The following is an 11,126-nucleotide window of genomic DNA, read 5'->3' as shown; positions in this document are numbered from 1 at the left end:
AAGACATTAGGAAAAATTGGAAATTTCCGTTCCTCCAATTTCCCGCCTTTCATCCCGCCGCTAAATCGAAGCGATTATAGCGGGGGACTTCCCGGCGAATCAGTTAAATGAGTAGGTGCGATCATTTTTAGCCAGCTATTTTGCGACTGTTGCTACCCCCCACAGCTAGACTGTGCCAAGCAATGCAGCTTAAATTCTCATTCTCAGATTATGGAGTTTCAATTGGAGACAGGCTAAAAGACATCCTTTTTGAGGATGGTTACCGATCGAACTGGGGATAACTCCCCAGATAGGCGTCAGCTGCAAAAGGGTATATGTTATATAAGTAATAATTCTTAACTTTTTTTTATCTTTATCAATGCAGGTTTCCCACTCTGGCTTGTCCGAGATCAAAGAAGCCTTGACAAAAAAAGTTTTCTTTGGTATTGAACCCAGCCCGGAATTAATCGCTATCGTGCTGGTTTACTTTGTTCAGGGCATCGTAGGGCTGGCACGCCTAGCCATCAGCTTCTTCCTCAAAGATGAACTGGGGCTAAGTCCAGCAGAAGTTTCTGTCTTGGTAGGGATAGCTGCCTTACCGTGGGCAGTCAAACCTCTATTTGGCTTCATGTCCGACGGATTGCCGATCTTGGGATATCGGCGGCGACCTTACCTGATTTTATCCGGGTTACTGGGAACGGCTGCCTGGTTGAGTCTGGCGACAGTGGTACACAGTACTTGGGTGGCAACAGTTGCGATCGTCTTTACTTCTGTCGCTGTTGCCGTTAGCGATGTAATTATAGACTCGTTAGTGGTAGAACGGGCAAGAAAAGAGTCGCTGGCTAATATCGGTTCGCTACAATCACTCGCCTGGAGTGCTTCCGCTTTTGGAAGCTTGATCGCAGCCTACTTTAGCGGTTTTCTGTTAGAGAATTTCAGTACCTATATAGTATTTGGAATTACGGCCATCTTCCCGCTCATAGTGTCAATTAGTGCTTGGTTAATTAGCGAGTCACCGACAAATCAGCTTCCTAATGCTAACTCTATTAGGCAACAAGTACAGCAACTAGGCAAAGCTATTACCCAGAAAACTATCTGGATGCCAACACTATTCATTTTGTTAATGCAATCTGGACCATCAGCTGAGTCTGCCTTTTTCTTCTTCATTACCAACGAGTTGGGATTTGAACCGGAATTCCTGGGAAGGGTACGCCTGGTAACGAGTTTCGCATCTTTAATTGGGGTATGGCTGTTTCAACGCTTCTTAAAAAATATTCCCTTTCGGACAATCTTCGGTTGGACAATAGTTCTCAGCACAATCTTGACTATGACTATGCTTTTGCTGGTGACCCACGCCAACCGCGCCTTGGGAATTGACGATCGCTGGTTCAGTATAGGAGACAATCTCATTCTCAGCGTCTTATCCCAGATTGCCTATATGCCCATTTTGGTTCTAGCCGCAAGGATTTGTCCCCCCGGAGTGGAAGCTACGCTATTTGCGCTTTTAATGTCAGTAAGTAATTTGGGGGGAATATTATCTCATCAATTTGGCGCGGTGCTAATGTACTGGTTGGGGATTACCCAAACCAATTTTGACAACCTCTGGTTATTAGTGACAATCTCTAACTTCAGTACGCTAATACCTTTACCCTTCTTACGTTGGTTACCGGAGACTGAACCGGAAACAGAAGTTCGTGGGACGGCTTTACAACCAGACTCACCAGCAGTCGCAGCTTTGGAACTTGATTCAACTGCTGCAAATAACTTGATGTCCGAATTGTCAATAGTTAAGGGTGAGCAGTCACTGGCAAAGGAAGAACAATTGACAACTAACAACTGACAACTGAAAAATTACGCCCTATGCAGAGTTTTCAACTTTACGAACACGCCGCTACAGTTCCAGTAGAATCCTACAATCGTCAAGATTGGCAAAGAGGATACGAATCTCTCAAACAAGAGTTTGATTATTGGATTGATGATGTAGAAGGAGAAATTCCTCAAGAACTACAAGGTACTTTATTTCGCAATGGCCCTGGTTTGTTCGATCGCAACGGTCAGCGCGTCCACCATCCCTTTGATGGCGATGGGATGATTTGCTCGATCGCATTTCAAAACGGTCGCGCCTACTTCCGCAACCGTTATGTCCGCACACAAGGCTTTGTGGAAGAAGAGAAAGCCGGAAAATTTCTTTATCGCGGTGTTTTTGGCACACAAAAACCGGGTGGCTGGTTAGCTAATGCTTTTGATTTTAAATTGAAAAATATTGCCAACACTAATATTATTTATTGGGGTGGCAAACTCCTCGCTTTGTGGGAAGCAGCCGAACCCCATCGCTTAGATCCCCACACATTACAGACAGTAGGAATAGACTACCTCAACGGAGTATTGCACCCAGATGAAGCATTCTCCGCTCATCCCCGCATTCAGAAAGATAGGCTGATAAACTTTCATATCAAACCCGGTCTTTCCACGACTATAACTATTTATGAGCTAGACCGATCTGGTAAGTTGGTCGATCGTCACGCGCATTCAGTTCCTGGTTTCGCTTTCATTCACGATTTTGCGATTACACCAAACTACTGCATTTTCTTTCAAAATCCAGTCACTTTTAATCCTCTGCCTTACGTGTTAGGTTGGCAGGGAGCGGGTGAGTGCGTTCATTTCAACCCCGGTCATCGTACTCGTATTATTGTTATTCCCCGCCATCCTGTTGCTGGCGGTAGCAAGGGTAGAGTTAAGAAAGCAGTCCAAATTTTGGAAGCCGAATCAGGTTTTGTTTTCCATCACGCTAATGCTTTTGAGCGGGAAAATAAAATTTACATAGATTCTATTTGCTATGAGTCTTTACCAACGGTCGATCCTGGTGCAGATTACCGGCAAACAGATTTTGAAGCTCTTTCGCCGGGACAGTTGTGGCGATTCGAGGTGAATTTGGAAAATCAAACTGTAAGGCGTCAGATGTTGGAAACTCGTTGCTGCGAATTTCCATCTGTTCATCCAGCAAATGTGGGACAGCCTTACCGTTTCCTTTACATGGGCGCAGCTCATACAGCGCAAGGTAATGCTCCTCTTCAGGCGATATTGAAAATTGACTTGAGTTCTGGAGAAAGGCAATTGTGGAGTGCTGCACCGAAAGGCTTTGTCAGCGAACCGATTTTTGTACCGCGATCGAATGCTACCCTTGAAGATGATGGCTGGTTGCTAAGTTTAGTTTATGACTCGGCTCGCCATCGTTCTGATGCGATCGTTTTAGATTCCCGTGACTTGAATAAAGGGCCGGTGGCGCGACTGCATTTGCAGCATCACGTCCCTTACGGTTTGCATGGTAGCTTTACGCCTCAGTTCTTTGGCCCTGCTAATGTTTGAGGTGGCTTCAGCCAAGGTAAGTGACGAGCGTGGAGCGAGTAAATTCTTCTGTCTGTATTAATTATGTCTTAAGAAAGTTGACTGAGAAAGCTTTGTGAAGCATATTCTTTAAGAACGCTGGCAAAATAATCTGACCTTTTCCAGTTTTTTAACCTACCAGGCTCGATCGCTGGGGCAGTAGCCAATGACCCAGATTAAGTTCAGTATTGCGATCACAACCTACAACCGCTTGTCGTTGCTGAAGCGGGCCATTGATTCTGCTTTGGCACAAACAGTACCGTGTGAAGTTGTCGTAGCAGATGACTGTTCTTCTGATGAGACGGAAGCTTATTTACGCAGTTTAGGCGATCGCATTGTCTATCATCGCAATGCTTCTAATATGGGCCACGCCGTCACTATGAATGCTGCGGTAAAAGCGGCTAGTGGAGATTGGGTCAAGCCAGTCGATGATGATGATTATCTCGCTCCCAACTGTATAGAGGAGATGACGCGAGCGCTAATTCTGCGTCCCCAAGCGGTAATTTGCTCTTGTCAAGCAGCTCAAGTTGATGTCAATCGGGTAGAAATTAGCCGCACCCGCAAAACTGGCCCAGGCAAAGTTTTCTACATTCCTCAAGAAGATATCCATTATGGAATGCTCATGGAACAAATTCCTTTTGGCACTCCCATTCAGGTTGCATTCCGCCGCGATGCTTTTCTTAAGTCTGGAGGATGGGATTCCCAACTAGATGTCAATTTTGATGACATTGATTCTTGGCTGAAAATTGCCCAGTTTGGAGATGCAGTCTTTATGAATCAATGCCTTGCCTACCGCACCGTTTGGCCTGGTGGTTACAATCAAAAATTTTCTGTCCAAAAGCGCTTGGATACTCATATTTTAATTAAAGATAAGCTTTATGATTTAGTCAGCGAAAAATACACAGCGACTTTACCCGATCGACAGACGATTAGAGATTATTTAAAGCTACATTGGGCTTTAGTGGCAGCCAAACAAAAACAGACGATCGCCGCCTTAAAAACTATCTTTCCCGCTATTTTTTCACTAGCTGCTTGGCATCTTTTAGTAACAGCTATGCTAGCTCGCAAAAGCCAGGATTATTTGCAGGAAAAGCGTTTGTATGGCAATATTTTAGTAATGGCAAAGTTATACGCACTTCTGGGGAAAAATTACAGCTATGGGATAGAAAATTTTGAGACTTTGCGAGCTTATTTACGACTTCGTTATAGCTGGTCTGCTTGCCAACAGGGAAAGTTTTTAAGTGCTATTACAATTGCCTTACCATCGTTGCTATCTCTGCCTGGTTGGCAGATGTTCGTATTATTTTTGTTAGCCCAAAAATTTAATAGCAAACCCATGATTCACAAGTTGGTTTTGATTGAATAAATTTCTGGATCTATCATAAATGGAGCAACAGGACTCCCGTTACAATCTTTGATTTAACCGGATATAAATGGCGACCAGCTAATAAATTGAGCGTAGGGAATCCATTTTAGGCAACCGTTTAATATAATCATCCAAAAAATGCCTCTTTAGGAAGAAACCATTCCGGATTCTGTGAGTGCAACCTAGTAGTTAGATGGACAAAGACTCGCTAGCTTCCCATATGCTTGCGATCGGGTAAAAAAGCTGTATCGCAGAACACTGAAGTTGTTTGTTAGCTTTATATATATTAAGCAAATAATAGATGGCGAAGCAGCGGTTAAGCCTGGTACTTAGTTCTAATTACTTCCCACGAGGACAAATTTCTGTGAGATCGCAACTACACATTTCGCTAACATCTGAAGAATCCCTCATCGCAGCATTTTTCCGAGAATCAGAAGGTAAATGGCGTTCGGAACGACGCTATTATACATTACCGGAGGGGGAAACGAAGGAGATGGTAAGTATTATTACAATCCGATTTTTGCAATCTGGAAGCGAGGAACTTGACGAACTGGCGCAACTGCACGGGTTAAGTGGTGAGGTGCTTTTGACTTGTGGTGCGAAAGTTAGTTGGGAAAGCACAGATTCGGTAACTGAACGCAAACAGTCAGAAGGTTCGACGGTGTTTGGCGCATTGGGGAAGATACTGTATCGCGATCGCGGTTTTGCCACTTCCAAACCTGTCACTGCTGAGTATTATTTCACCAATCCCAAAACTTTGTGTTTGCGGACAGAGTACAACGGTTCTGTTTTCGAGGAAGAATTAAAATTAATCGGTACGAACTACCGCACGCGACAAAGCATAATTTCCCGTGCAGGCGAACAATTAATGATCGGTCAGTATTTGGAAAAGCGCATCCACTAATATTAAAATAAGCATCTTCCTCAGTTGCAAAAGTGAGAGCGCTTATGGCCAGTAAAACGATCTATCTTATGGTTCGGTTCATAGCCTTGGGTTTGCTTGTCTTTGTCAGTGCTTGCAATCCTCAAAAAGAAACTGATTCTCCTAAGACCGAAGAAAATAAGCAAGAACAGATTCAAAAAGACGATCGAGGTAGCGATGAAGAAAATGACAAAGACGAAGACAATAAAGAGAATGAACAAGATGAAGGTGATAAAAATAACGGAAAAGATTGATAATTGAAAAGATTTTAGATTTTAGATATAAATGAATATCTAAAATCTAAAATCACAACTTAATAATGACTGCCAGATTTGCGGTGATGCACAGCCGTAACAGCATCTGCTTTCAGCACTTTGCCATTTTCAACGCTTGCATAAACGAGCCAGTGATCGCCACATTCCATCCGATTTTGGACAGAACATTCCAAATAAGCTAAAGCATCGTTTAGAATCGGACATCCGTTATGAGCTTCAGCAGTAGCGACACCAGCAAATCGGTCTTCAGCAGGGCCAAAAGGTTTGAGAAAATGTTTCATCAAACCTATATGATTGCCTTCTGCTAAGAGATTTAAAACAAACTGACCGCCTTTGTACATTAAAGATTCGATCGCCCGATCTTTTGCCACAGCAATAGTCAAACCGGGAGGATTGAAAGTTGCTTGGGAAACCCAAGAAGCCAACATCGCACCCGAAACCTCCCCTTGTTTCGCAGTAACAATGGAAAGAGAACCAACAATGCGTCCTACAGCTTGTTCTGTTCGCGCTGCTTGAGATTCGCTCACAGGCTGTCGAGGCGTCCTGGCTTTTTTCGCTTTCTTCAAAGCTTGAGCAAAATCTGTTCCCGCTTCTTCGCAGAATTTCAAAGTTACATCTGTAGGTTTAAATTTGACCCGAATCGGTTCAAATCCAAATTGATAACCGGCATCTTTTAACTTACTTTCCAACAAATCGATCGCTTCCCCACTCCAACCAAAAGAACCAAATACACCAGCAAGTTGAGTTTTAGCAGCGGTAGATAGCACTATTCCCAGTGCAGTTTGGATGGGAGTAGGAGCATGACCGCCAAGCGTAGGAGAACCGATAATAAACCCAGCCGATCTTTCCACTGCGGCTTTTATCTCAGCTGGTTCTACAACTTCGCAATTGATAGTTTCTACTTTGATTCCAGCTTTGGTGATTCCGCGTGCGATCGCTTGCGCCAACGTCCCCGTATTACCATAGGCAGATGCGTAAATCAACGCCACCGTTATATCTTGCGTTTGCTGTTGTTGAATCCATTGCCGATAAGAATGGGTTAGTTCGGTAAAACTGTAGCGCACAAGTGGCCCGTGTCCGGGTGCGTATATTTTTGCCGGAAAATTCGCTAATTTGTCCAGGGCGTTTTCCACTTGACGCGCATGGGGAGCCATCAAACAATCGAAATAATAGCGTCGGTCTTCACTAATTGCTGTCCAACCTTCATCAAAAACCTGATCTCCGCAAATATGCGCCCCAAAAAACTTATCGGTGAATAAAATTTGAGTTTTAGGGTCATATGTACACATTTTATCCGGTCTGCGAGGACTGGGAGTGGGGATAAATTGCAGTTGATGTCCTTTGCCCAAATCGAGAGTTTCTTCGCCTCGCACGACGATAATTTTTAACTCATTTTCTGGGAAAAGGCTACGCAGAGCGATCGCACCTGGATTGGAACAAACAAAAGTAACTTGAGGAGCAATTTCTAGCAGTGCTTTCAGCGTTACAGCGCGGTTGGGATTGATGTGACCGATGATCGCATACTCTATTTTTTTCACGTCAAAGCGCTGTTGCAATGCTTGGAGAAATATATCTGTAAATGATTCTCCCGGCGGATCGAATAGTGCGGTTTTATCGGCTTGTATTACGTAAGAATTCGCAGTAGTTCCCCGTTGCAGGGCGTATTCGATTTCAAACTTGAGACGATCCCAAGTGCGCGATCGCAGTACAGTTGTTTCTGCACCTATTGGGAGGACTTGAACGTCGCGAGGTTTTACAGAGGACATATTTTTTAACGCAAAGGAACGCAAAGGTTTACGCAAAGGGACGCAGAGTTAAAGGTTGTTTACTACTCTTTTGATGCCGTCTTTTAAGTGAATAACGTTAAAGTTGATTAAGAGGCCGAGTTTTAGATTTACTAATTTTAGATGGGTTAAGATTTGAGAATGATGGATAGGATGTAAGGATTCGACCGCCTTGGCTTCTACAATGACTTTACTTTCAACGATTAGATCGGCTCGATAGCCACAATCAAGACGGACTTCTTCATAAACTAGAGGAATAGGTTTTTGCCTTTCTACTTTCAATCTGGCTTTGAGTAGTTCGTATTCGAGACAAGCTTCATAAGCAGATTCCAGTAAGCCGGGGCCTAAAGCCGTATGCACTTTCATTGCATAACCGATTATGATTCTCGACAACTCATTCTCATTCATTCTCTGCGTTCCTTTGCGATTTCCTTTGCGTTCCTTTGCGTTAAAAATTAATCTGTATTTTAACGCAAAGGTCGCAAAGGTTAACGCAGAGTTACGCAGAGTAAGAAATTTTTAGTAGTAGTTGCCGACTTTTCGGTGGTGAACGGCGGTGAGGGCTTCGGCTTTGGAAACGCGACCGGATTCCACGGTACTGTAAACTATCCAGTGGTCGCTACATTCCATCCGACTTGCTACTTCGCACTCAATGTAGGCGAGGGAGTCGGTCAGAATTGGGGAACCGTTTTCTGTTGTTTGAGTTTTGACTCCGGCAAAGCGATCGGCCCCTGGTGGGAAGCGTTTGAGGAAGTGTTTCATTAATAGTTGATAATTGCCTTCCTCTAAGACGTTGAGAACAAATTTATCGCCTACTTGCATCAAGGATTCGATCGCCCGATCTTTGGCAACCGCAATCGTAATCCCTAGCGGTTGGAAGCTGGCTTGCGATACCCACGATGCTAACATCGCACCCTTGACACCGTGTTTATTTGCTGTTATAATATACAATCCTCCACTGATACGTCCCAGTGCTTTTTCCAGGTCGTTGTCGATCGATTTTCTCTGTTGGATATCGCGATCGCGAGTCAGCAATTGGCCTAAGTCTGTACCCGCTTCTTCGCATAGCTGATAGGTAGCTTCGGTGGGAGTATCTTTAATCCGAATCGGTGGGAATGCTACTTTCAGGCCAAGTTCTGTGAATTTGATCGATAGGGGATCGATCGGTTCGTCATCGCCGCCGTAACATTCAAAAATGCCCACAATTTGCTTTTCTTTAGCGGCTGCGAGGACGGTACCCAACGCAGCTTGGGCTGTAGAATTAGATGCTGGTGGCGTGGCGATGACTAAACCTGCCGATCGGCCTACCAATTCCTGTACTTCTTGCGGATCGGCAAATTTTAAGTCGAACATTTCGACCGCCACATCGGTTTTTGTGATACCGTGGGCGATCGCTTGGGAAATGCGATCGCTATATCCGTAATCGGAGACGTAAAATACAGCTACGGTTGTATCTGATTTGGCTTTTGCTTGACTCCATTTGCGATAGCGATCGACCAATTCAGTAACGTTGTGATGCAGCAGTGGGCCATGTCCGGTGGCGATCGTGCCGATTTCTGGCAGTTCTCCCATCCGTTTGAGCGCCGACAGTACCGAGCGAGCGTTGGGAGCCATCAAGCACTCATAATAAAATCTGTAGTCCGCTTCAATCGCCGCTAAGTCTTCATCAAAGGTGCTATCCGAGCAATAGTGCATCCCAAAAGCATCGCAGGTAAACAGGATTTGGGTTTTGCGATCGTAGCTGAAGCTAGTATCCGGCCAATGTAAATTGGGAGCAATCACGAATTCTATTTCGTGTCCGTTACCCAAATCCAGCTTGTCGCCATTTTTGACAATCTGCCGTTTAAATGGTTGATGTACAAAATCCTCTATAAATTGAATTGCCACTTTCGACCCCACCACCGTAACTTGGGGCGCAAGTTGCAGCATATCTTTGACCAATCCGCTGTGGTCTGGTTCGGTGTGGCTGATAATTAAGTAATCTATCTGTGCTGGATCGATCAGACCTTTGAGCGTGTCCAGATACAGCTGGCGAAACTTTTCGTGGGAGGTGTCAACTAAAGCAATCCGATCGCCTCGAATTAGAAATGAATTGTAAGTGGTGCCGTTTTGCAGCCCAAATTCGATGTCAAAGCGATCGCGATCCCAGTCTAGCGAGCGAATCGCCGTCGTTTCGGCGGCAATCTCCCTTGTCTGTATTGTCAGACGCTTTTGGGTTCTTTCGGTGAGCGCTACCATCTTTAGTCTCCTTCTTGGCAACCCATAGGTATTTTGTCTTACTTTATTCTGACATGAATGAGTTGTGAAGATTTATTAAAAAACCTATATATAAGTTAAAAATTTCAAAAGTGTGGCAAACTGGCGCAGAAAACAAGCAAAGAAGATTTGGCAAGCTTTGAAACTCAGAGAAAATATTTGGCTGGCATTGACCATTGGGAACTCTCGCCTTCACTGGGCTTGGTTTAAGGGAAAAACCTTTTGCGGCGCTTGGGATACAGAATATCTGTCCGCAGCGATTGTGGAACAGATGAACCAGCCTTGCGGTAGGGGCAAATTCAATAGCGAAATTTTAGCGGCCAGCCTAATCCAGGAATTGGATGCGGTTGAAGAGATTGTTGGCGATGGCTTTCACCATCGCGATCGCCCGCTGCCTCTGTATTTGGCTTCTGTTGTTCCGCAGCAGACAGCGATTTGGCAAAACTATCATGATGTAAGGACGATTGCTCTCGACCAAATTCCGCTACAAGGGCTGTATCCGACATTAGGAATCGATCGCGCCTTAGCTGTTTTGGGTGCGGGTGAGGTATATGGTTTTCCAGCATTAGTAATTGATGCGGGTACAGCCCTCACTTTCACGGGTGCAGACGCGGCTCGGCGGTTGGTGGGAGGAGCGATTTTGCCTGGATTGAGATTGCAACTACAGTCTTTGGCGCAAGGAACAGCTGCTTTACCGGAAATTGAATTAGCCGGCGCTTTACCGCCGCGTTGGGCATTAAATACGAGTTTAGCTATTCAAAGCGGCATAATTTACACGGTTTTAGCCGGAATAGCCGATTTTATCGACGCTTGGAGGCAGGAGTTTCCCCAGAGCCGGATTGTTTTAACTGGGGGCGATCGCACTTTGCTTCTCAACTATCTCCAGGCTGTATTTCCACAGGTAGCTGCGAAAATAAATACTGACCCACACCTTATATTTTGGGGAATCCTTAACACTCCCCAGCCCTAAAGGGACGGGGATTCTTCATTCATAGACTCAGCTTGCTTGCGACTGGATTACTCCAGCCAAAGTAGCGGCCAAATCTCCTGAAGCGTTCGGATCTTCGATCCAAGTTCCGGTATGCCCTACCGTACTCAAGGCTACTTTTAGAATCATCAGTGCCGCATTCCAATCCCTGTCCAAAATCAATCCACATTTA

General features: G+C 44.8%; 9 protein-coding genes and 1 pseudogene. 6 read left to right on the top strand and 4 right to left on the bottom strand.

Annotated features, from left to right (window positions below; translation table 11 throughout):
• The first annotated feature begins 358 nt into the window (after nucleotides 1-358).
• The 5 genes from H6G03_RS35680 (at nucleotide 359) to H6G03_RS35660 (ending at nucleotide 5,905) form a co-directional block, all read left to right on the top strand.
• Nucleotides 359-1,819, top strand: a complete 1,461-nt coding sequence (locus H6G03_RS35680) for a folate/biopterin family MFS transporter (RefSeq protein WP_190475407.1) — start codon at nucleotides 359-361, stop codon at nucleotides 1,817-1,819.
• Between the two features lie 20 nt (nucleotides 1,820-1,839).
• Entirely contained in the window at nucleotides 1,840-3,345 is a 1,506-nt protein-coding gene (locus H6G03_RS35675) for a carotenoid oxygenase family protein (protein ID WP_190475406.1), read from the top strand.
• Nucleotides 3,346-3,529: 184 nt separating this feature from the next.
• Nucleotides 3,530-4,729 (top strand): glycosyltransferase family 2 protein, encoded by a 1,200-nt coding sequence (locus H6G03_RS35670; protein WP_199315644.1) that lies wholly within the window; start codon nucleotides 3,530-3,532, stop codon nucleotides 4,727-4,729.
• Between the two features lie 364 nt (nucleotides 4,730-5,093).
• Nucleotides 5,094-5,633 (top strand): phycobiliprotein lyase, encoded by a 540-nt coding sequence (locus H6G03_RS35665; protein WP_322112034.1) that lies wholly within the window; start codon nucleotides 5,094-5,096, stop codon nucleotides 5,631-5,633.
• A gap of 44 nt (nucleotides 5,634-5,677) precedes the next feature.
• On the top strand, nucleotides 5,678-5,905 hold the full coding sequence (locus H6G03_RS35660) for a hypothetical protein (RefSeq protein WP_191056478.1): 228 nt from the start codon (nucleotides 5,678-5,680) through the stop codon (nucleotides 5,903-5,905).
• A 59-nt stretch (nucleotides 5,906-5,964) separates the two neighbouring features.
• On the opposite strand, the gene H6G03_RS35655 is transcribed toward H6G03_RS35660, so the two are convergent.
• The 3 genes from H6G03_RS35655 to H6G03_RS35645 all read right to left on the bottom strand — a co-directional run bounded on the left by H6G03_RS35655 (nucleotide 5,965) and on the right by H6G03_RS35645 (nucleotide 9,948).
• Nucleotides 5,965-7,692 (bottom strand): diflavin flavoprotein, encoded by a 1,728-nt coding sequence (locus H6G03_RS35655; protein WP_190475402.1) that lies wholly within the window; start codon nucleotides 7,690-7,692, stop codon nucleotides 5,965-5,967.
• A 48-nt stretch (nucleotides 7,693-7,740) separates the two neighbouring features.
• Nucleotides 7,741-8,118, bottom strand: a complete 378-nt coding sequence (locus H6G03_RS35650) for a GxxExxY protein (RefSeq protein ID WP_190475400.1) — start codon at nucleotides 8,116-8,118, stop codon at nucleotides 7,741-7,743.
• A gap of 111 nt (nucleotides 8,119-8,229) precedes the next feature.
• On the bottom strand, nucleotides 8,230-9,948 hold the full coding sequence (locus H6G03_RS35645; RefSeq protein WP_190475398.1) for a diflavin flavoprotein: 1,719 nt from the start codon (nucleotides 9,946-9,948) through the stop codon (nucleotides 8,230-8,232).
• Nucleotides 9,949-10,105: 157 nt separating this feature from the next.
• On the opposite strand from H6G03_RS35645, the gene H6G03_RS35640 reads away from it, so the two are divergent.
• A complete protein-coding gene (locus H6G03_RS35640) occupies nucleotides 10,106-10,936 on the top strand; it encodes a pantothenate kinase (protein WP_199315645.1) in 831 nt (276 codons plus the stop codon).
• On the opposite strand, the pseudogene H6G03_RS38555 reads toward H6G03_RS35640, so the two are convergent.
• Nucleotides 10,933-11,126, bottom strand: a pseudogene (locus H6G03_RS38555) (RNA-guided endonuclease TnpB family protein); the annotation flags it as partial. The gene H6G03_RS35640 and the pseudogene H6G03_RS38555 overlap by 4 nt on opposite strands.

Source organism: Aerosakkonema funiforme FACHB-1375, assembly GCF_014696265.1.
GTDB classification, from domain to species: Bacteria; Cyanobacteriota; Cyanobacteriia; order Cyanobacteriales; family Aerosakkonemataceae; genus Aerosakkonema; species Aerosakkonema funiforme_A.
The sequence above is the reverse complement of the archived record's forward strand: the minus strand, read 5'-3'. Positions and strand labels throughout refer to the sequence as shown.

What these genes read in the sequence shown, in the direction of transcription:
- H6G03_RS35675 (WP_190475406.1), top strand. Translation starts at nt 1,840, where the DNA reads ATGCAGAGTTTTCAACTTTACGAACACGCCGCTACAGTTCCAGTAGAA.
- H6G03_RS35655 (WP_190475402.1), bottom strand. Translation starts at nt 7,692, where the DNA reads ATGTCCTCTGTAAAACCTCGCGACGTTCAAGTCCTCCCAATAGGTGCA.
- H6G03_RS35650 (WP_190475400.1), bottom strand. Translation starts at nt 8,118, where the DNA reads ATGAATGAGAATGAGTTGTCGAGAATCATAATCGGTTATGCAATGAAA.
- H6G03_RS35670 (WP_199315644.1), top strand. Translation starts at nt 3,530, where the DNA reads ATGACCCAGATTAAGTTCAGTATTGCGATCACAACCTACAACCGCTTG.
- H6G03_RS35680 (WP_190475407.1), top strand. Translation starts at nt 359, where the DNA reads ATGCAGGTTTCCCACTCTGGCTTGTCCGAGATCAAAGAAGCCTTGACA.
- H6G03_RS35660 (WP_191056478.1), top strand. Translation starts at nt 5,678, where the DNA reads ATGGCCAGTAAAACGATCTATCTTATGGTTCGGTTCATAGCCTTGGGT.
- H6G03_RS35645 (WP_190475398.1), bottom strand. Translation starts at nt 9,948, where the DNA reads ATGGTAGCGCTCACCGAAAGAACCCAAAAGCGTCTGACAATACAGACA.